Source organism: Streptomyces uncialis (assembly GCF_001905345.1).
Lineage (GTDB): Bacteria > Actinomycetota > Actinomycetes > Streptomycetales > Streptomycetaceae > Streptomyces > Streptomyces uncialis.
On sequence record NZ_LFBV01000001.1, the window covers coordinates 325,028 to 344,942 of the forward strand.

Genomic DNA, 19,915 nt, shown 5'->3' on the forward strand with positions numbered 1-19,915 from the left:
CCCTTCGGGGCCCTCTGCCCGGTTGCGGCGGGCACGCGGGTGCGGGTCGTCCGTGGTTTTGCGCAGTTCCCCGCGCCCCTTTGGGGGCGCCCTGCCTGGCTGGGGTCGTCACGCGGGTGCGAGTTGCCTCACCGGGAGCCGGGAGCCGGGAGCCGGGAGCCGGAGGACTCGGGCGGCGAGAGGGCTCGGGGCCGGGGCCGGGGGGCGTGGGTGGGGTTCTTTTGGGGGTGTTCGGGGTGCTTGGGTTCGGGGGGTGTGTGAGGCTTGTCACGATGGTCTGGGGGCATGGCCTGGAGGGCGGTCACCGTGGGTTCTTGGGTGTGCGGCACCGGAGCCGCGCGGCTGCTCCTCGGTCTGGCACTGACGGGCCAGGTGGTCCTGCTGCCGGTGGCGGCGGCGGCCCTGCCGGGCAGGCCGTCCACGGCGCCCGGCGCGCACTCCCCCGCACCGCCCCGGCCCGCCCAGCCGTTCCAGCCGGTCAGCGCCGGGCACCCGTCCGGCACCCCGGGGCCACCACGCGGTACCGCCCCGGTCCACCCGGCACCGACCGCCACGGGCCGCCCGCCGTCCGGCACCTCGCCGCCCGGACATCCGCCGACCGGCCCCGCGCCGGTCACCCCGGTCCCGGTCACCCCCGTACCCGTCGCCCCTGTCCCGGCCGTACCGGCGCCCGCGCCGCCCGGCATCCGGATCGAGGTGCCGTGGCCCGGTGAGTCACGGGCCGGGAGCAAACCGGGTGAGGGACGGCCCCGGCCCGGACGCCCCGAGCGCCGCACCGGCCCCCGCGAGAGCGCCGAACCCCGTACGTCGCCGTCGCCCCGGACCTCGCGTCCCCCGCACGTGCCCCGGGAGCCGCTGCCCGACCGCCCCGGCCGGCCGCTGCCGATGTGGACGCCGGACACCGCGCCGGAACCGGACACGCAGGACGACGAGGCCGCCGTCCCCGGGACCGTCGACCACGCGGCGGACGACGCGCCCCCGGCGCCGTCCCGCTCCTACGGCACCCCCCTCGGCATCCTTCCGCTGGGCACCGGACTGGTCCTGGTCGGCCTCGGCCTCGGGTACATGGGCTGGCGGCTGCGCGCCCTGTGACGGGCGCCACGGCGGCGGGGAAGCCTCTGGCGCCCCGCCCCCGGGGCCGGTATCTCTTCCGACTATGTCGATACGCCACGGCCTGCTCGCCCTCCTCGACCGGGGACCGCGCTACGGCTCGCGTCTGCGTTCGGAGTTCGAGGCGCGGACGGGCACGACCTGGCCGCTGAACGTAGGGCAGGTGTACACGACCCTCGGCAGGCTGGAACGGGACGGGCTGGTCGTCCAGAGCGGTACGGACGACGCGGGCCGCACCCTGTACGCGCTGACCGACGAGGGCCGCGCGGAGCTGGCGGACTGGTTCGGACGGCCGGTGGACCGGGTGAGCCCGGCCCGGGACGAGCTGGCCATCAAACTGGCGATGGCCATGGAGACCTCCGTGGTCGACGTGGGGGCGGTGATCGACGCCCAGCGGCGTCATGTGGCGCGGGCGCTGCGCGATCACAACGAGCGGTGGTTCGCGGTCCTCGCGTCGCGGCCCACCCGTCCCGACGAGGTGGCACGGCTGCTGCTCCTGGAGCAGCAGGTGTTCCGCGCGGAGGCGGAGGCCCGCTGGCTGGACCACTGCGAGTCCCGGCTGCGGGGGACGGCCGGCCGGGGCGGACCCGCCGGCCGGGGGGTGGATCATGAATGATCGGGGGCACCACTCCGCCGGGCGCCCGGGTGCGAGACAATGGGCCCATGGAGATGCCGAGGAACGAACGGTCGCCCGACAGCCCCCAGGTCCTGGTCGTGGGCCAGGACGGAATGGCACTGGGCGGCGGAGGAGACGAGGACTTCCGCGAGGTGCCGGTGACGGAGATGGTGGAACAGCCCGCCAAGGTCATGCGCATCGGCAGCATGATCAAGCAGCTTCTGGAGGAGGTGCGGGCGGCACCTCTCGACGAGGCGAGCCGTCAGCGCCTCAAGGAGATCCACTCCAGCTCGGTCAAGGAGCTGGAGGACGGTCTCGCGCCGGAGCTGGTGGACGAGCTGGAGCGGCTGTCGCTGCCGTTCACGGACGAGGCGACACCGAGCGACGCGGAGCTGCGGATCGCGCAGGCGCAGCTCGTGGGGTGGCTGGAGGGGCTGTTCCACGGCATCCAGACCACGTTGTTCGCGCAGCAGATGGCGGCGCGGGCGCAGCTGGAGCAGATGCGGCGGGCGCTTCCGCCGGGTGTCGGGGGCGACGATGAGCAGGTTCACCCGGGTGGCCGTACGGGTGGCCCGTACCTCTGATCCGCCGGGCCCTCCCCGAAGCGTCTGAGCCCCCGGGAGGGCCCTATGCTCTGGGCCTCCCGCGCCCCGGGGTTCCCCCCGGTCCCCGTAGTTCCCCCCCGGTCCCCGTGGTTGTCGCTACGCGGTGCTTGTCGCTGCGCGGGTACGGGCGTGGGTTTCGCGCGGTTCCGCGCGCCCCTGGGGTTCCACCTGTCCCCTACTTGTCCCTGTGCGGGTACGGACGTGGGTGCGCAGTTCCCCGCGCCCCTGGGTTGTCGTTCCTGGGCGTACTTTTTCCTGTGCGGGTCGCTCGTGGGTTTGCGCGGTTCCCCGCGCCCCTGGGTCTTCGTTCCTGGGCGTGCATTTGCCCGTGCGGGTCGCTCGTGGGGTGCGCGGTTCCCCGCGCCCCTTTCGGGGCCCGGGAACGGCGGTCTCTACTGGGGTTTGCCGGTGGAGACGTCCAGTTGGATGGTGGGCGGGTCCTCGGGGTCGAAGTCGGTGCCCGCCCGGGGGAACTGCTTCATCACCGCGCCGTCCCCGTAGGTGTTCTCGGCGACGTCCGTCGTGTCGAACTGCCAGCCCGCCGCCTGGAGGCACTCCTTCACCGAGCCGATGTGCTTCAGCGTGAAGTCGGGCATCTCGACCATGTTCTCGTCGCTGTACGAGGTCTCGGGCTCCGTGCACTCGGTACCTTCGATGACCTTCGTGGTGTCCGGACCCCGGTACTCGCCACCGGTGTCCGCACTGGCGGACACCGACGGCGAAGCGTTGCCCCCGGCCTCGTCGTCGCCGGGGTCGTTGTTGTTGTTCGTGAAGGTGTAGGCCGCGCCGCCGACGATGGCGATCGCGACGGCGATCGCGACGGCGACCCCCGCCCCGCGGCCCCGCGACCGGCGGCCACCGCCCGGCCCCTGCTGCTGGTGGGGTGCCATGGCGTACGCGGGCGGCGGGGTCGGCGCCTGCTGCGGGGCGCCGTACCCGACGGGCGGGGCCGGGGTCCCGTACCCCTGCTGCTGCGGATAGCCGTAACCGGGGGTGGGGGCGTGGTTCGGGCCGGGCGCGGGTGTCGAGGGGCCGTAGGGGCCCGGCTGGTACGGCGTGTGGACGGGACCCGGCGGCGGCGCCGCGGTCCGGTCGACGGGCGGGAAGACGGCCGAGCCGACACCCGACCCGCTCGCCGTCCGGGCGCCGGGCACGATGCTCGGCGCGACCTGCTGGAGCGACTGGGCGACCCGCAGGCACTCGTCCCGCATGGACTCCGCGCTGGGGAACCGCTCGTTGGGGTTCTTCCGCAGCGCCCGGGTGATCAGCGCGTCGACCGCCGGGGGCACCGCCCGGTTGATCGAGGACGCCGAGGCCGCCTCCTCCTGGACATGCGCGTAGGCGATGGCCAGTGCGGAGTCCGCCTCGAACGGCAGCCGTCCGGTGACGAGTTGGAACAGCATGATGCCGACGGAGTAGAGGTCCGAGCGGGCGTCGACGCCCCGGCCGAGGGCCTGTTCGGGGGAGAGGTACTGCGGGGTGCCGACCACCATGCCGGTCTGCGTCATCGACGTGACCCCGGACTGCATGGCGCGCGCGATGCCGAAGTCCATGACCTTGACGACACCGCGCCGGGTCATCATGACGTTGCCCGGCTTGATGTCCCGGTGGACCAGGCCCATCTCGTGGCTGATCTCCAGCGCCGCCAGCACATCCGCGGTGATCTTCAGCGCCTTGTCGGTGGGCATCGCGCCGAACTGCGCCATGTCCGATTCCAGTACCGAACCGAGCGGCCGGCCCTCGACGTACTCCATGACGATGTACGGCGTGGTGGAGCCGTTCAGCTCGTCCTCGCCGGTGTCGAAGACCGAGACGATATTGGTGTGCGTGAGCTTCGCCACGGACTGCGCCTCGCGGCGGAACCGCTCACGGAACGCGGGCTCCCGGCCCAGTTCGGTGTGCAGCGTCTTGACCGCGACCTGGCGGTCCAGGACGGAGTCGTACGCGAGGTGCACCGAGGCCATGCCGCCCTCGCCGAGCAGATCCCGTAGCTGGTAGCGTCCGCCACCGACCGAACGCCCTGCGTAGCGACCGTGCGCGCCGTCCTGGCTCATGACTTGCGTCCCCCATCGGCCCGGGTGGCTCAGTGCCCGCCCGGCTTCCGCGTTCGGTGATCGATTGCGCTATTACCGGCCAAGTCTGCCGGAGGGTACCGACACGTCAAGTTGGGGGACCCGTTCCGTGACCCTGAGCGGGTGAAGCGTCGCGGAAGCGTTACAGCGTCTCTGTACGACGTACACAGGATTTGCCCCGAAGCGCACGTTAAGGGTTCGATGGCCGGTCCATCTCGGAACGGAGGGGCCGGGGAAGGCTGTAGCGTGGGCCGACGGAGACCGTGACAACCACCGCGCGCACGCGGGCAGAAACGACGGCGAGGACTGATGGCACAGACGCAGCGCGCCCAGGGCCCGTCCGACCCCGAGGCCGGTGGTGGCGGTATGTCTGACGCGCCGGAGCTGTGGGGCAACGGCGGACTGGTCGGGGACGGCCGCTACCGGCTGACGCACCGGCTCGGCCGGGGCGGGATGGCCGAGGTGTTCGCCGCCGAGGACGTCCGGCTCGGCCGGACCGTCGCCGTGAAGCTGCTGCGCTCGGACCTCGCCGAGGACCCGGTGTCCAAGGCCCGCTTCACCCGTGAGGCACAGTCGGTCGCCGGGCTCAACCACCACGCCGTCGTGGCCGTGTACGACTCCGGCGAGGACCAGGTGGGCCGCCAGGTGGTCCCCTACATCGTCATGGAGATCGTCGAGGGCCGCACGATCCGCGATCTGCTGATCAACGCCGAGGCCCCCGGGCCGGAACAGGCGCTGATCATCGTCTCCGGGGTGCTGGAGGCGCTCGCCTACTCCCACGAGCACGGCATCGTGCACCGGGACATCAAGCCCGCGAACGTCATCATCACGCACAACGGCGCCGTGAAGGTCATGGACTTCGGCATCGCGCGTGCCCTGCACGGCGCGCAGTCGACCATGACCCAGACCGGCATGGTCATGGGCACCCCGCAGTACCTCTCCCCGGAGCAGGCGCTCGGCAAGGCCGTCGACCACCGCTCCGACCTGTACGCCACGGGCTGTCTGCTCTACGAACTCCTCGCCCTGCGTCCGCCCTTCACCGGCGAGACCCCGCTGTCGGTGGTCTACCAGCACGTCCAGGACATCCCGGTCCCGCCCTCCGAGGTCTCCGACGGGGTGCCGCCGGAGCTTGACGGCCTGGTCATGCGGGCGCTGGCGAAGGACCCCGACGACCGCTTCCAGACCGCCGAGGAGATGCGCGGCCTGATCCAGTACGGCATCCAGATGCTGTACGAGCAGGGCAGCCACACCGGCACCTGGAACACCGGGCCGGTCGACACCCACGAGGGCGGTCACACCCCCGCGATGGGGATGGGCATGGGGATGGGCGTCGCGGGGACCACCGCGCTGCCGCACCCCGACTCGGGCACCTCGCAGATCCCCCAGCAGATGCCGCAGGGCGCGGGCGGCGGCTACGGCGGGTACGACGACCACGGCTCCGGCGGTCCGGGCCGCGGCCGCAACAAGATGTGGCTGCTGGCCGCCCTCGCGGTCGTCGCCATCGCCGTGGGTATCGCGGTGGCCGTCAGCCAGCTGTCGGGCAAGACCAAGGAGCCGGACACCAACAAGCCGCCCTCGGTGACCAAGTCGGACAAGCCGAGCCCCTCCGCCAAGGAGTCCAAGGAGTCGACGCCCAGCCAGGACACCGGTCCGGGCACCGGCGGCGACGACGACGGCGGCGACGACAACACCTGGACCCCGCCGAAGCAGCAGCAGCCCGGCAGCGGCCGTTCGTCCTACTCCCAGCAGCCGGGCGGCGGTCAGCCGACGACCGGTACGTCGCCCACCCCGAGCGGGGACGACAGCACCGGGGAACCGACCGGCGCGCCCACCACCGGCGGCGAGACGGACGGCGGCGACACCGGGGAGTCCCCCGGCACCGGCGAGTCCCCCGGCACGGGGGAGTCCCCGGGTGGCAGCGAGGGCGGCTCGGCCGGAAGCGAGGGCGGCGCCGCGGGCAGTGAGGGCGGCGCGGCCGGCAGCGGCAACGGCGGTGCGGGCGACCCGGGCGGCGACGGCGGCACCACCCCCTGATCCCGGCACCAGCACCACCCTCCCGCCCGGGAACCACCCTCCGGTCCCGGCACACCGTCCGGCCCGGGAACCACCGTCCGGCCTCGGAAACACTCCGGTCCCGGCACCACCGCCTGATCCCGTCGCGGCCGGCGGGCCCGGTCAGTCCCCTGCGGGCGGCGCCGGGTCCGCGGTGTGCACGGTGATGAACTGGGGCTCGATCCGCAGATACACCGGGTCGTACGGCTCCCCGTCCATCCGCCCCGGGACCGGACCGAACAGCAGCAGCTCCCCGTCGCTCGGCCGCACGGCCTCGCACAGCCCGACGAGCTGCACGGACCACTCGCCCCCGGCCGCGTCCCGCCCGCCGAGGTTGTCCGCGCCGTACGCGACGACACTGCCGACGCACGCCTGGTGATAGCCGGTGCCCCGGTGCATCCGCAGCAGCAGCCGGCCGTCGGCCAGGATGTGGCGCGCGGTGGCGAGGAACGGGAGCGCGCGCATGCTCGTGGCCACCCGCCCGTGACCGGTCCCGGCCAGCAGGGCGTAGGCGCGGGCGGTGTCGCCCGCGGGGTCCGGCGACGCGGAGCTGGGCGTGGGCAGGGGCATACGGTCAATGTCGGCCATCCGCCGCCACCGCGACAGGGAACCCCGGCCCGCACCCTCCGGGCCGAAGGTCCCGAACCCCCGCGAAACCCCCGTGACGGAAGTACCGGGCGGGGGTCAGTCCCGGCGGGCCTGGATGCGTGCCACGTACGCCGCCGCCTGGCTGCGCCGCTCCATCCCGAGCTTGGACAGCAGGCTGGACACATAGTTCTTGATGGTCTTCTCGGCGAGGTGCAGCCGCTCACCGATCACCCGGTTGGTCAGCCCCTCCCCGATCAGATCGAGGATCTTGCGCTCCTGCTCGGTCAGCGACGCCAGCTTCGCGTCGCCCTTGTCCCGGCCGCCGTCCCGCAGCCGCTCCAGCACCCGCCCCGTGGCGACCGGGTCGAGCAGGGACTTCCCGGCGGCGACCTCACGCACCGCCGACAGCAGTTCGTTGCCGCGGATCGCCTTGAGGACATAGCCCGAGGCACCCGCCATGATCGCGTCGAAGAGGGCCTCGTCGTCCGCGAACGACGTCAGCATCAGGCACTTCACGGACTCGTCGGCCGACCGGATCTCCCGGCACACCTCGACACCGCTGCCGTCCGGCAGCCGGACGTCCAGCACGGCCACGTCCGGACGGACCGCCGGGATACGCGCCAGCGCCTCCGCCGCGGTGCCCGCCTCACCGACGACCTCGATGTCGTCCTCGCCGCTCAGCATCTCGTGGACACCGCGGCGGACGACCTCATGGTCGTCGAGAAGAAATACCGTAATTTTTCCCTCTTCGCGCACGCTGTCAGTCTCACACACGATCTCTTCCGCTGCCCGGGGTCCCCGGGATAACGTTCGCCTGTTCCGGCCCCCTGCGGGCACCTGCCCGACGCTGTGACCAGCGAGAGTTCCCGGCCCGCGCGATTTACTTGGAGTTCCAAGGAAAATTGCAGGTCAGGAGGTTTTCGCGGCAAGGCGCGACACTGGGTAACGTGCTTGGTGCAGGGCGCTCGCCGGGGCACCTGTCACGCCTGTTCCCGGCCGACGCACCCACCCCGTGCGCGGGTCTCGGGGTCAGGCGACCGCACTGGCCCGCCCGGCGAACCCGGGCGGCCGGACCGACGGAGGAGCAGCACGTGACCGTGGAGAGCACTGTCACGCGGGGGCCGCGCAAGCGGGCCGCCGCGAAGAAGACCCCGGGCGGCCAGCCCGACCTCGTCCAGCTTCTGACCCCCGAGGGCAAGCGGGTCAGGCCGACCAAGGCGCTCGCCGAGTACGCCGCGTTCGTCGAGGACATCACCCCCGAGGAGCTGCGCGGGCTCTACCGCGACATGGTCCTCACCCGCCGCTTCGACGCCGAGGCGACCTCCCTCCAGCGCCAGGGCGAGCTGGGCCTGTGGGCCTCGCTGCTCGGCCAGGAGGCCGCGCAGATCGGCTCGGGCCGCGCCACCCGCCCGGACGACTACGTGTTCCCCACGTACCGGGAGCACGGCGTCGCCTGGACCCGGGGCGTCGACCCCACACTGCTCCTCGGGATGTTCCGGGGGGTCAACAACGGCGGCTGGGACCCCACCACCAACAACTTCCACCTGTACACGATCGTCATCGGCTCGCAGACCCTGCACGCCACCGGCTACGCCATGGGCATCGCCAAGGACGGCGCGGACTCGGCGGTGATCGCGTACTTCGGTGACGGCGCCTCCAGCCAGGGCGACGTGGCGGAGTCGTTCACCTTCTCGGCGGTCTACAACGCGCCCGTGGTGTTCTTCTGCCAGAACAACCAGTGGGCGATCTCCGAGCCGACCGAGAAGCAGACCCGGGTGCCGCTGTACCAGCGCGCACGCGGCTACGGCTTCCCCGGTGTACGGGTCGACGGCAACGACGTCCTCGCGTGTCTCGCCGTCACCCGCTGGGCGCTGGAGCGCGCCCGCCGGGGCGAGGGGCCGACCCTGGTCGAGGCGTTCACGTACCGGATGGGCGCGCACACCACGTCCGACGACCCCACCCGCTACCGCCACGACGACGAGCGGGCGGCCTGGGAGGCCAAGGACCCGATCATCCGGCTGCGCGCGTACCTGGAGGCCCAGTCGCACGCGGACGAGGCGTTCTTCGCGGAGCTGGAGGCCGAGAGCGAGGCACTCGGCAAGCGGGTGCGTGAGGTGGTGCGGGCCATGCCGGACCCGGAGCATCTGGCCATCTTCGACAACGTGTACGCGGACGGGCACGCGCTCGTCGACGAGGAGCGCGCGCAGTTCGCCGCCTACCAGGCGTCGTTCGCGGACGGGGAGGACAAGTGACCATGGCCGTCAAGAAGCTGCCGATCGCCAAGGCGATCAACGAATCCCTGCGCCGCGCGCTCGACACCGACCCCAAGGTCCTGGTGATGGGCGAGGACGTGGGCAAGCTCGGCGGGGTGTTCCGGGTGACCGACGGACTCCAGAAGGACTTCGGGGAGGAGCGGGTCATCGACACCCCGCTCGCCGAGTCCGGCATCGTCGGCACGGCCATCGGTCTCGCGCTGCGCGGGTACCGCCCGGTGGTGGAGATCCAGTTCGACGGCTTCGTCTTCCCGGCGTACGACCAGATCGTCACGCAGCTCGCGAAGATGCACGCGCGGGCGCTGGGCAAGATCAAGCTGCCGGTCGTCATCCGTATCCCCTACGGCGGCGGCATCGGCGCGGTCGAGCACCACTCGGAGTCGCCGGAGGCCCTGTTCGCGCATGTGGCGGGCCTGAAGGTGGTCTCCCCGTCGAACTCCTCCGACGCGTACTGGATGCTCCAGCAGGCGATCCAGAGCGACGACCCGGTCATCTTCTTCGAGCCCAAGCGGCGCTACTGGGACAAGAGCGAGGTCGACCCCGAGTCGATCCCCGGCCCGCTGCACAAGGCGTCCGTGGTCCGTACGGGCACCGATCTCACGCTGGTCGCGTACGGCCCGATGGTGAAGGTCTGCCTGGAGGCCGCCGCGGCGGCCGAGGAGGAGGGCCGTTCGCTGGAGGTCGTCGATCTGCGGTCCATCTCCCCGATCGACTTCGACACGGTGCAGACGTCCGTGGAGAAGACCCGCCGGCTGGTCGTCGTCCATGAGGCGCCGGTCTTCCTCGGCTCGGGCGCGGAGCTGGCGGCGCGGATCACCGAGCGGTCCTTCTACCACCTGGAGGCCCCCGTCCTGCGGGTCGGCGGCTACCACGCGCCGTATCCCCCGGCGCGGCTGGAGGAGGAGTACCTGCCGGGTCTCGACCGGGTGCTCGACGCCGTCGACCGCTCGCTGGCGTACTGAGGAGGAGGGCTGTGACCACGATGACCCAGGCGTCCGTTTCCGTGCGCGAGTTCAAGATGCCCGATGTGGGCGAGGGCCTGACCGAGGCCGAGATCCTCACCTGGTACGTGAAGGTCGGCGACACCGTCTCCGACGGACAGGTCGTGTGCGAGGTCGAGACCGCCAAGGCGGCCGTCGAGCTGCCGATCCCGTTCGACGGGGTGGTGGCCGAACTGCGGTTCCCCGCGGGCACCACCGTGGACGTGGGGCAGGTGATCATCACCGTGGACGTGGGCGGTGGCGACACCTCCGCCCAGGCCGCCCCCGCTCCGGCCGCCCCCGAGGCCCCGGCGTCCACCCCGGCCGCCCCCGAGGCCCCCGCTGCCCCCGCTGCTCCCACCGGGGAGAAGCCCGCGCCCCAGGGCCGTACGCCGGTGCTGGTCGGGTACGGCGTGGCCGAGAGCTCGACCCGCCGCAGGCCGCGCAAGCAGGACCCGGCGGCGCAGGCCCCGGCACCGGCGCCCGCTCCCGTGGTGGCCGAGGCACCCGCCCCCGCACCCGTCCCGGCTCCCGCCGCGAACGGCGCCCGGCCGCTCGCCAAGCCGCCCGTCCGCAAGCTGGCCAAGGACCTCGGGGTCGATCTCGCGGTGGTGACACCGAGCGGTCCCGGCGGGATCGTCACCCGGGAGGACGTCCACGCGGCGGCCGGACCCGGGACCGCGAACGGTGCCGTGTCCGCCCCGGCCGCGGAGCCGTCGGACGGGGCCCGGCAGGCACCGGCGCCCCAGCCCGAGGCGGAGACCCAGGAGCACGTACAGCCGCAGGCGCCCGTGTCCGGGGCGCGGGAGACCCGGATCCCGGTCAAGGGGGTCCGCAAGGCGACCGCGCAGGCCATGGTCGGTTCGGCGTTCACCGCCCCGCATGTCACCGAGTTCGTCACCGTCGACGTGACGCGCACGATGAAGCTGGTGGAGGAGCTCAAGCGGGACGCCGACAGCTACGGTCTCGCGGGGCTGCGGGTGAATCCGCTGCTGCTGATCGCCCGTGCGCTGCTGGTCGCGATCAAGCGCAACCCGGAGGTCAACGCGGCGTGGGACGAGGCGAACCAGGAGATCGTGCGCAAGCACTACGTGAACCTGGGCATCGCCGCCGCCACCCCGCGCGGACTGCTCGTCCCGAACATCAAGGACGCGCACGAGAAGTCCCTGCCGCAGCTGGCGAAGGACCTGGCCGAACTGGTCGCCACGGCACGTGAGGGCAAGACCTCACCCGCCGCGATGCAGGGGGGCACGGTCACCATCACCAATGTCGGGGTCTTCGGCGTCGACACGGGCACCCCCATCCTGAACCCGGGGGAGTCCGCGATCCTCGCCGTCGGCGCGATCAAGCTCCAGCCCTGGGTGCACAAGGGCAAGGTGAAGCCCCGCCAGGTCACCACCCTCGCCCTCTCCTTCGACCACCGGCTGGTCGACGGCGAGCTGGGCTCCCGGGTGCTCGCCGATCTGGCGGCGGTTCTGGAACAGCCCAAGAGGTTCATCGCCTGGGCGTGATCCCCGGTGCGGTACGAGAAGGGGCCGTTCCCCGGCCGGTGGTGAAACCGGCCGGGGCACGGCCCCGTTCCGTCTGCGGTCGCGTCAGCGCTTGAACGCGTAGTCCATCAGCTTCTTGGCCTCCGCGTTGCGGTTGGCCTCGGAGGAGGACGCCAGGACGGTGCCGATCACCGTCTTGCCGCCGCGGGTCGCGGCGAAGACCAGGCAGTACTTGGCCTGGGGGCCCGAGCCGGTCTTGATGCCGATGGCGCCCGGGTAGGTCCCGAGCAGCTTGTTGGTGTTCTTCCAGTTCATGTAGCGGTAGCCACCGCTGCGCGTGGTGACCTTCTGCTTGGTGGTCTTCGACTTCACGATGGTCCGGAACGTGGAGTTCTTCATCGTGTTGCTCGCGAGCTTGGTCAGATCGTTCGGCGTCGAGTAATTGCTTCCGTTGCTGATGCCGTCGAACGAGTCGAACTTGGTGTTGCGCAGACCGAGGGTCCGCGCGGTGCTGTTCATCTGGCCGATGAACGACTTGACGCGGGCGTCGCGCGTCGAACCCTTGCCGAACTTGTCCGCCAGCGCGTAGGCCGCGTCACAGCCGGACGGCAGCATCAGCCCGTACAGCAGCTGACGGACCGTCACCTTGTCGTTGACGAACAGCCCTGCCGACGAGGCGCCCTTCGACACGATGTAGTCGCTGTACGCCTTCTGGATCGTCACCTTGGAGTCGAGGTTCAGATTCCGCTGCGACAGCACCACCTTGGCGGTCATGATCTTCGTGGTGGAGCCCGTGGACAGCTTGGTGCCCCCGGCCTTGCTGTAAAGAGTGCGCCCCGTCGCGTTGTTCATCACATAGCCGCCCTTGGCCGTGATGGCCGGCGGTGCCGGGGAAGCGGCCTGGGCCGAGGTGGCGGTCACGCCTCCGGCGAGCATCGCGCCCGCCGTGAGTGTCACGGTAACGGCCGAAGCGCGACGAATGCCCTTGATGCCAGTACTCAACTTGAATGCTCCAAACGCCCCTGGAAATACGTATATCCGTGCGGCGACAGGAAGATGCCGCACTTGCTGAAGACTCTTGGGGCGGGGTGATGGATGCATGGAAAAGGTAAAGGAATCCCCTGTGTTCGCGGAGAATCCTCCACCCGGTCTCTTTGTCGCCATATCCCCGCCCTATCCCCGGCCGATCCCATGATTTACCGATGACCGGACCGGCGGGGATATCGCGGAGTTATCACCGGCGGCGCACGGAATTCCCCCCTCCGTTCCCGGGTCCGCATCCTGGACCCTCCTCGTCATGCGTACGTCTTGTATCTAAGCTGTGCGCATGCCTGCCTCCGCCGCCCTGACCGCCGCTCCCGGGACCCGTGCGACAGGCGCCGCCGCCGCTCCTCCCACCGGACCCGCCGCCAAGCAGCCGCCCGCCGCCGACCGGGTCTACGGCCACGTCAAACAGGCCGTACTGGACCGCCGCTACGAAGGCGGGACCCTGCTGACCGAGGGCGAGCTGGCCGAGGCCGTCGGCGTCTCCCGGACCCCCGTACGCGAAGCGCTGCTGCGGCTGGAGGTCGAGGGGCTGATCAAGCTCTACCCGAAGAAGGGCGCCCTCGTCCTGCCCGTCTCCGCGCAGGAGATCGCGGACGTCGTCGAGACCCGGCTGCTCGTCGAGGAGCACGCCATCCGCAAGGCCGTCCCCGCGCCGCCCCGGCTGATCGCCCGCCTCGCCGAACTCCTCACCGAGCAGAAGGCGCACGCGGCGGCCGGCCGGTTCACCGAGGCCGCCGTCACCGACCGCTGCTTCCATGTCGAGATCGTCCGCAGCGGCGGCAACGAGATCCTCTCCCGGCTCTACGAGCAGCTCCGCGACCGGCAGCTGCGGATGGGCGTCGCCGTCATGCACTCCCACCCCGACCGGATCGCCAAGACCCTGACCGAGCACGAGGAGATCCTCGACGCGCTGCGCGCCGGGGACACCGACCGCGCCGTCGACGTCGTGCACCGCCACATCGGCTGGTTCTCCGGCCTCGCCCGGGGTGACGTCCGGTGAGCGCCGGGTCGGCGGGGCTGCCCGGCGACCCACCCGGCGGGCGCCGCGCGCTCGTCGTCTGGTCGATCGGGGTCTCCGTCTACTTCGTCGCGGTCATCTTCCGCACCTCGCTCGGCGTCGCCGGCCTGGACGCGGCCGACCGCTTCCACATCAGCGCGTCCGCCCTGTCCGCCTTCTCGATACTGCAACTGCTCGTGTACGCGGGCATGCAGATACCCGTCGGCCTGCTGGTCGACCGGCTCGGCACCAAGAAGGTGCTGGTCATCGGGACCGCGCTGTTCACCGCCGGACAGCTCGGCTTCGCGCTCGCCCCCTCGTACGGCACCGCCCTGGCCGCGCGGGCGCTGCTCGGCTGCGGCGACGCGATGACGTTCATCAGTGTGCTGCGGCTCGGCACCCGCTGGTTCCCGGCGCGGCGCGGTCCGATGATCGCGCAGCTCGCCGGACTCGCGGGCATGGCGGGGACCCTCGTCTCCACCCTGGTCGTCGCACGGCTGCTGCACGGCGTCGGCTGGACGGCCGCGTTCGCGGGCAGTTCGCTCGCCGGGGTGCTCGTCCTCGTCCCGCTGCTGCTGTTCCTCAAGGACCACCCCGGCGCGGCCGAACGGCCGGAGGGACCCCGGCCCCGGCAGGGCGCCGCGTTCGTCCGGCGCCAGCTGTCCTCGTCCTGGGCCGAGCCCGGTACCCGGATCGGACTGTGGGTCCACTTCACCTCGCAGTTCCCGGCGATGGTGTTCCTGCTGCTGTGGGGGCTGCCGTTCCTCGTCGAGGCGCAGGGCCTCACCCCGGACGCCGCGGGCGGACTGCTCACCCTGCTCGTGGTCTCCAACATGCTGGTGGGCCTGGTGTACGGACAGATCGTCGCCCGGCACCACGCGGCGCGGCTGCCCCTGGTCCTCGGCACGGTCGGGGCGACCGCGGCCGTCTGGGCGCTCACCCTGGCCTGGCCGGGCGGCCGGCCCCCGCTCGCCGTGCTCGTGACCCTGTGCGTGGTCCTCGGCGCCGGTGGGCCGGCCTCCATGATCGGCTTCGACTTCGCCCGCCCCGCGAACCCGCCCGAACGCCAGGGCACCGCCTCCGGGATCGTGAACATGGGCGGCTTCGTGGCGTCCATGACCACCCTGCTCGCGGTCGGACTGCTCCTCGACCTGACCGGCGGCGAGTACCGGGCCGCGTTCTCGGCGGTGTTCGTCCTCCAGGCGGTCGGCCTCGCCCAGATCGTCCGGCTGCGGGCGCGCGCCGCCACCCGGGAACGGGAACGGCTCGTCGCCAGCAGGGTCACCACCGTGCACGTACCGGCGGCCTGACGCGCCGACAGGCCCGTGGGGATCGGGGGTTCGGGCCTGGGGGGTCCGGCGGTGACGCCGGGTCGGAAGGCGTACGTGGGGGCAGGGGGCGTACCGGGCCGTCGGCGCGCGGTGCTGAGTACTCGCTGCTCGCGGACGGGTGGGGCGTACGGGGCGTACGGGGTCAGGGGGTGATGGCGAAGTTGCGCAGGATGGCCGCGGCGAACTCCTGGTCGCCCTCGGCCTTGACGCGGTCGCGCACCGACTCCAGGGACACCCGTCCGCACGCCAGCCGGAAGTACGTCTCCCAGTCCAGACCGAGGGTGACCAGCGGGCCCAGCGAGGGCGCGCCGTCGACCGAACCCCGGCCGTCCGCGTTCACCCGTACCGTCCGCAGGAACTCCACCGGCCCGTGCACATCCACCACCACGGCCGAGTTGGGCGGGGCGCCCGCGTCCTTCGCGACGACCTTCGGCAGCGCCTCCAGCATCGCGTCCCGCGCGATGTGCGCACCGGGCGAGTCGAGGTTGCCGGGCTGGGCGAGGGCGGTCCGCAGATCCTGCTCATGCACCCAGATGTCGAACGCGCGCCTGCGCATCGCGAACTCCAGGGTCTCCTCGCTGCCGAGCAGCCCCCGGATCTTCGTCTCCGGCTGCCGGGTCTCGTTGCGGATCTGCCGCGAGCGGCGGATGACCGTGTACTCCAGCTCCGACGTCATCTCGGGCCCGGTGTGATGCCGCCGGACGTCGACCTGCATCTCCATGTACCGCTGGTGCTCCGTCTGTACGTGGTACAGATCGCGGGGCAGGGTGTGGATCGGCCGCGGGTCACCGAGCATCTCGCAGTCCAGGCCGATGACATGCGACACGATGTCCCGGACCGACCAGCCCGGACAGGGTGTCGCGCGGTTCCACTCCCCTTCCACGAGCGGCTGCACCAGCTCCGCTATCGCTTCCACGGAGTGCGTCCAGGCGTCGGCGTAGTTCTGAAGGCTGGGATGGAGACTCACGAGACCCCTCGGGCGGTTGTTGCTTGCGGCGGGCTGCGTTGCGGGTCGGGCGGCGGGAGCGGGCGTGCTGCGTGCGGTGGGCCGGGCTCGGCGCGGGTGGGGGTCCGGGGGTTCCCCGGAAAGGACAGTACGCTGGTTGACGAGACCCCGGCAGTGCTTTCGTGTGACGATCGTAGGCCGTGTTGACGACTTGAATGCCAGGACGGTGGTAGTGTGCGCGCCTCTCTCCTCCAGATCGGCGCAGACGACGCCGAATCGGTCGCTTCCCGCCGTACCCGGGTCGCCTCGCTCGTCCGGGAGCAGTCGGACGCGGACCTGGTGGTGCTCCCCGAGCTGTGGACGACCGGCGCGTTCGCGTACGAGTCGTTCGCCGCGGAGTCCGAGCCCCTGAAGGGGCCCACGTACGAGGTGATGGCCCGGGCGGCGGCCGACACGGGCGTCTGGCTGCACGCGGGGTCCGTGCCCGAGCGTGACCCGGACGGCACCCTCTACAACACCTCCCTGGTCTTCGCCCCCGACGGGTCGCTCGCCGCGTCGTACCGCAAGATCCACCGGTTCGGTTTCGACCGGGGCGAGGCGGTGCTGATGGGCGCGGGCTCGGAGCTGGTCACCGTGCGGCTGCCCGGGACCACGGTCGGTCTCTCCACCTGCTACGACCTGCGGTTCCCCGAGCTGTTCCGGGGGCTGGTCGACGCGGGGGCGGAGGTGCTGGTCGTCTCCGCGGGGTGGCCCGAGCGGCGGCTCGGGCACTGGACGCTGCTGGCGCGTGCGCGGGCCGTCGAGAACCAGGCGTTCGTGCTCGCCTGCGGGACCTCCGGGGGGCACGCGGGGGTGGCCCAGGCGGGGCACAGCATGGTGATCGATCCCTGGGGCGAGGTCCTCGGGGAGGTCACGGGGGCGGGCGACGCGGTGCTTTCCGTCGAGTTCGACCCCGCGCGGGTGGGTGTGGTCCGGGAGGAGTTCCCGGCCCTCAAGGACCGCCGGCCCCACTTCCGCGCCTGATCGCCTTCGCTTGCGCTTCTGGGTCTGTCCGGCGGGACGTACTTCGTCCCTGTGCGGGTCGGACGGGGGTGCGCAGTTCCCCGCGCCCCTGGATGCTGCCTCCTGCTGTTGTTCTCCGGGTGCGGGCCGGTTCTCGTCTTCGCGCAGTTCCCCGCGCCCCTGGGTTTCCTGTGCTGGTCGCCTTCGCTTGCGCTTCCCAGGTCTCTCCGGGTGGACGCACTTGTTCCTGTGCCGTCGTTCGTGGGGTGCGCGGTTCCCCGCGCCCCTGGATGCTGCCTCCTGCTGTTGTTCTCCGGGTGCGGGCCGGTTCTCGTCTTCGCGCAGTTCCCCGCGCCCCTGGGTTTCCTGTGCCGGGCGCGATTGTTCCTGTGCCGTCGCTCGGAGGGTGCGCAGTTCCCCGCGCCCCTGGGTTTTCTGTGCTGGGCGTACTCGTTCCTGTGCCGTCGCTCGGTGGTTTCGCGCGGTTCCCCGCGCCCCTTTGGGCGGGCGGGCACCCGGTTGTCCGTTCGTTGTCGGGCGGGTGCATCCTGAACGTATGGACGATCAGGAGAAGGCTCCCCGGAGTGCCCGCGTTCGCGCGCCGGAGCTCACCGGTGAGGGCGGCTGGCTCAACACGGGCGGCCACCAGTACAGCCTCGCGGAGCTGCGCGGCCGGATCATCGTGCTGGACTTCTGGACGTTCTGCTGTGTGAACTGCCTGCACGTCCTGGACGAGCTCCGGGAGCTGGAGGAGCGTCACCGTGACACCGTCGTGGTGATCGGTGTGCACTCCCCCAAGTTCGTGCACGAGGCGGACCACCAGGCGGTCGTGGACGCCGTCGAGCGGTACGGGGTCGAGCACCCCGTACTCGACGACCCCCGGCTCACGACCTGGAAGCAGTACGCCGTACGCGCGTGGCCGACGCTCGTCGTGATCGACCCCGAGGGTTACGTCGTCGCCCAGCACGCCGGTGAGGGGCACGCGCACGCGATCGAGCGGCTCGTGGAGGAACTGGAGGCCGAGCACACGGCCAAGGGCACCCTGCGGCGCGGCGACGGACCGTACGTGGCACCCGAGCCCGTCGCCACGGGCCTGCGCTTCCCCGGCAAGGTCCTCCTGCTGCCCTCCGGCAACCTGCTCGTCTCGGACACCACCCGCCACCAGCTCGTGGAACTCGCGTCGGACGGCGAGAGCGTCGTCCGCCGGATCGGCTCCGGCACCCGGGGTCTGGCCGACGGGCCCGCCGACCGCGCTGAGTTCAACGAGCCGCAGGGGCTCGCCGCGCTCGACGACGGCTCCGTGGTGGTCGCGGACACCGTGAACCACGCGCTGCGCCGGCTCGACCTCGTGAGCGGCGAGGTCACCACCCTCGCGGGCACGGGACGCCAGTGGTGGCAGGGATCGCCCACCAGCGGTCCGGCGCGCGAGGTCGACCTCTCGTCGCCGTGGGACGTGGCCCTCTTCGGCGGCAAGGTGTGGATCGCCATGGCGGGCGTCCACCAGCTGTGGACGTACGACCCCGCCGACGGCACGGTCACGGTGGCCGCCGGGACGACCAACGAGGGGCTGGTCGACGGGCCGGGTACGGAGGCGTGGTTCGCGCAGCCGTCGGGGCTCGCCGCCGCCGGTGACCGGCTGTGGGTCGCGGACTCCGAGACGAGCGCGCTGCGCTGGATCGGGCCCGACGGCGCGGTCCGCACGGCCGTCGGTACGGGGCTGTTCGACTTCGGGCACCGGGACGGGGACGCGGAGCAGGCCCTCTTCCAGCATCCGCTGGGGGTCACCGTGCTGCCGGACGGTTCGGTCGCGGTCAGCGACACGTACAACCACGCGCTGCGGCGTTACGACCCCGCGACCGGGGAGGTCACCACGCTCGCCACGGACCTTCGGGAGCCGTCCGACGCGGTCGTCGTGGACGGGGACATCGTCGTCGTCGAGTCGGCGCGGCACCGGCTCACCCGGCTCCGGCTGCCCGAGGAGGCGGTTCGTGTCGACGGGGTCGCGCATCGCACCCGCCGGGAGGCCACGGAGGTCGCGCCCGGTCCGCTGAGCCTCGATGTCGTCTTCCAGGCACCGGCCGGTCAGAAGCTCGACGCGCGGTACGGTCCGTCGACCCGGCTGCTGGTCTCCTCGACGCCGCCGGAGCTGCTGCGCTCGGGTGAGGGCGCGGGGACGGATCTGACGCGGACCGTGGACCTCGATCCGGAGGTGGGGGAAGGGGTCCTCCATGTCTCCGCGATGGCGGCGTCCTGCGACGACGACCCGGCGAACGAGTACCCCGCGTGCCACGTCCACCAGCAGGACTGGGGCGTCCCGGTCCGACTGGTCCCCGCCGCCACGAACCGCCTCACACTGGTCCTGGCGGGTATGCCGTAACCCCGGCCGGGCGGGCCGCCTCCGCTCGCCCTCCCGAGGTTGCCTTTCGCCCCCTCCCCGCGCAGTCGCATGGCTACGGGAGGGGGTGGGCGGGAATCTCTGCCCGCAGACTCCGACGCCACCAGTGGGGCCACCTTCCCGTCCCTACCGAGCGCGTTGGAGCGAGGACGGAGAATCCCGACCGGCCCCGACCCGAAGAACCGCCCGGGAGCGCCCCAAAGGGGCGCGGGGAACTGCGCAAAACCACCGAGCGACGGCACATGAACGGAGTGCGTCCAGCCGGACAGACCTCGGAAGCGCAAGCGAAGGCGAACCGCGGGGAACCGCGAAACCACCGAGCGACGGCACAGGACCAAGCGCGTCCCGCCGGACAGACCTGGAAAGCGCAAGCGAAGGCGAACCGCGGGGAACCGCGAAACCACCGAGCGA

The 19,915-nt window shown here is 72.0% G+C and carries 16 protein-coding genes; 11 read left to right on the forward strand and 5 right to left on the reverse strand.

Annotated elements, in window-relative coordinates; translation table 11 throughout:
• Positions 1 to 285 precede the first annotated feature (285 nt).
• From AB852_RS01400 to AB852_RS01410, 3 genes are all read left to right on the forward strand, one after another.
• Entirely contained in the window at positions 286 to 1,092 is an 807-nt protein-coding gene (locus tag AB852_RS01400; protein WP_143201161.1) for a hypothetical protein, read from the forward strand.
• Between the two features lie 64 nt (positions 1,093 to 1,156).
• The gene (locus AB852_RS01405; RefSeq protein WP_073782754.1) at positions 1,157 to 1,726 is read left to right on the forward strand and encodes a PadR family transcriptional regulator; all 570 of its coding nucleotides are present in this window, start codon (positions 1,157 to 1,159) and stop codon (positions 1,724 to 1,726) included.
• A gap of 47 nt (positions 1,727 to 1,773) precedes the next feature.
• On the forward strand, positions 1,774 to 2,310 hold the full coding sequence (locus tag AB852_RS01410) for a bacterial proteasome activator family protein (protein WP_073782756.1): 537 nt from the start codon (positions 1,774 to 1,776) through the stop codon (positions 2,308 to 2,310).
• A gap of 413 nt (positions 2,311 to 2,723) precedes the next feature.
• Here AB852_RS01410 and AB852_RS01415 read toward each other — a convergent pair whose 3' ends face one another.
• Positions 2,724 to 4,385, reverse strand: coding sequence for a Stk1 family PASTA domain-containing Ser/Thr kinase (locus AB852_RS01415; RefSeq protein WP_073782758.1), 1,662 nt, complete (start codon positions 4,383 to 4,385; stop codon positions 2,724 to 2,726).
• Positions 4,386 to 4,712: 327 nt separating this feature from the next.
• On the opposite strand from AB852_RS01415, the gene AB852_RS01420 reads away from it, so the two are divergent.
• The gene (locus tag AB852_RS01420; protein ID WP_073782760.1) at positions 4,713 to 6,437 is read left to right on the forward strand and encodes a protein kinase domain-containing protein; all 1,725 of its coding nucleotides are present in this window, start codon (positions 4,713 to 4,715) and stop codon (positions 6,435 to 6,437) included.
• A gap of 141 nt (positions 6,438 to 6,578) precedes the next feature.
• Here AB852_RS01420 and AB852_RS01425 read toward each other — a convergent pair whose 3' ends face one another.
• Complete coding sequence (locus AB852_RS01425) at positions 6,579 to 7,025, reverse strand: pyridoxamine 5'-phosphate oxidase family protein (RefSeq protein WP_073785225.1); 447 nt, start codon at positions 7,023 to 7,025, stop codon at positions 6,579 to 6,581.
• Between the two features lie 114 nt (positions 7,026 to 7,139).
• Positions 7,140 to 7,799, reverse strand: a complete 660-nt coding sequence (locus AB852_RS01430) for a response regulator (RefSeq protein ID WP_073782762.1) — start codon at positions 7,797 to 7,799, stop codon at positions 7,140 to 7,142.
• A gap of 335 nt (positions 7,800 to 8,134) precedes the next feature.
• Between AB852_RS01430 and pdhA the strand changes: the two genes are divergently transcribed.
• From pdhA to AB852_RS01445, 3 genes are read left to right on the forward strand one after another with little or no spacing between them, the layout of a single operon-like run.
• Positions 8,135 to 9,295 (forward strand): pyruvate dehydrogenase (acetyl-transferring) E1 component subunit alpha, encoded by a 1,161-nt coding sequence (gene pdhA / locus AB852_RS01435; RefSeq protein ID WP_073782764.1) that lies wholly within the window; start codon positions 8,135 to 8,137, stop codon positions 9,293 to 9,295.
• A gap of 2 nt (positions 9,296 to 9,297) precedes the next feature.
• On the forward strand, positions 9,298 to 10,278 hold the full coding sequence (locus AB852_RS01440; RefSeq protein ID WP_073782766.1) for an alpha-ketoacid dehydrogenase subunit beta: 981 nt from the start codon (positions 9,298 to 9,300) through the stop codon (positions 10,276 to 10,278).
• Between the two features lie 20 nt (positions 10,279 to 10,298).
• Positions 10,299 to 11,807: a dihydrolipoamide acetyltransferase family protein gene (locus tag AB852_RS01445; RefSeq protein ID WP_073785227.1), complete on the forward strand. Its 1,509-nt coding sequence runs from the start codon at positions 10,299 to 10,301 to the stop codon at positions 11,805 to 11,807.
• Positions 11,808 to 11,891: 84 nt separating this feature from the next.
• Here AB852_RS01445 and AB852_RS01450 read toward each other — a convergent pair whose 3' ends face one another.
• Entirely contained in the window at positions 11,892 to 12,743 is an 852-nt protein-coding gene (locus AB852_RS01450) for a D-alanyl-D-alanine carboxypeptidase family protein (RefSeq protein WP_073782768.1), read from the reverse strand.
• A gap of 370 nt (positions 12,744 to 13,113) precedes the next feature.
• Between AB852_RS01450 and AB852_RS01455 the strand changes: the two genes are divergently transcribed.
• Both AB852_RS01455 and AB852_RS01460 read left to right on the forward strand, forming a co-directional pair.
• The gene (locus tag AB852_RS01455) at positions 13,114 to 13,833 is read left to right on the forward strand and encodes a GntR family transcriptional regulator (RefSeq protein ID WP_079184377.1); all 720 of its coding nucleotides are present in this window, start codon (positions 13,114 to 13,116) and stop codon (positions 13,831 to 13,833) included.
• On the forward strand, positions 13,830 to 15,140 hold the full coding sequence (locus AB852_RS01460) for an MFS transporter (RefSeq protein ID WP_073782770.1): 1,311 nt from the start codon (positions 13,830 to 13,832) through the stop codon (positions 15,138 to 15,140). The genes AB852_RS01455 and AB852_RS01460 overlap by 4 nt, the downstream gene beginning before the upstream one ends.
• A 163-nt stretch (positions 15,141 to 15,303) precedes the next feature.
• On the opposite strand, the gene AB852_RS01465 is transcribed toward AB852_RS01460, so the two are convergent.
• Positions 15,304 to 16,128 (reverse strand): maleylpyruvate isomerase family mycothiol-dependent enzyme, encoded by an 825-nt coding sequence (locus tag AB852_RS01465; protein ID WP_073782772.1) that lies wholly within the window; start codon positions 16,126 to 16,128, stop codon positions 15,304 to 15,306.
• A gap of 213 nt (positions 16,129 to 16,341) precedes the next feature.
• Here AB852_RS01465 and AB852_RS01470 point away from each other — a divergent pair, with 213 nt between their 5' ends.
• The gene (locus tag AB852_RS01470; protein WP_073782774.1) at positions 16,342 to 17,130 is read left to right on the forward strand and encodes a carbon-nitrogen family hydrolase; all 789 of its coding nucleotides are present in this window, start codon (positions 16,342 to 16,344) and stop codon (positions 17,128 to 17,130) included.
• A gap of 535 nt (positions 17,131 to 17,665) precedes the next feature.
• Positions 17,666 to 19,486: an NHL domain-containing thioredoxin family protein gene (locus AB852_RS01475; RefSeq protein WP_073782776.1), complete on the forward strand. Its 1,821-nt coding sequence runs from the start codon at positions 17,666 to 17,668 to the stop codon at positions 19,484 to 19,486.
• Positions 19,487 to 19,915: the final 429 nt, after the last annotated feature.

Coding starts and splice junctions, on each gene's coding strand:
- AB852_RS01425 (WP_073785225.1), bottom strand. CDS start 7,025: ATGCCCCTGCCCACGCCCAGCTCCGCGTCGCCGGACCCCGCGGGCGAC.
- AB852_RS01420 (WP_073782760.1), top strand. CDS start 4,713: ATGGCACAGACGCAGCGCGCCCAGGGCCCGTCCGACCCCGAGGCCGGT.
- AB852_RS01475 (WP_073782776.1), top strand. CDS start 17,666: ATGGACGATCAGGAGAAGGCTCCCCGGAGTGCCCGCGTTCGCGCGCCG.
- AB852_RS01410 (WP_073782756.1), top strand. CDS start 1,774: ATGGAGATGCCGAGGAACGAACGGTCGCCCGACAGCCCCCAGGTCCTG.
- AB852_RS01405 (WP_073782754.1), top strand. CDS start 1,157: ATGTCGATACGCCACGGCCTGCTCGCCCTCCTCGACCGGGGACCGCGC.
- AB852_RS01440 (WP_073782766.1), top strand. CDS start 9,298: ATGGCCGTCAAGAAGCTGCCGATCGCCAAGGCGATCAACGAATCCCTG.
- AB852_RS01445 (WP_073785227.1), top strand. CDS start 10,299: ATGACCCAGGCGTCCGTTTCCGTGCGCGAGTTCAAGATGCCCGATGTG.
- AB852_RS01455 (WP_079184377.1), top strand. CDS start 13,114: ATGCCTGCCTCCGCCGCCCTGACCGCCGCTCCCGGGACCCGTGCGACA.
- AB852_RS01415 (WP_073782758.1), bottom strand. CDS start 4,385: ATGAGCCAGGACGGCGCGCACGGTCGCTACGCAGGGCGTTCGGTCGGT.
- AB852_RS01400 (WP_143201161.1), top strand. CDS start 286: ATGGCCTGGAGGGCGGTCACCGTGGGTTCTTGGGTGTGCGGCACCGGA.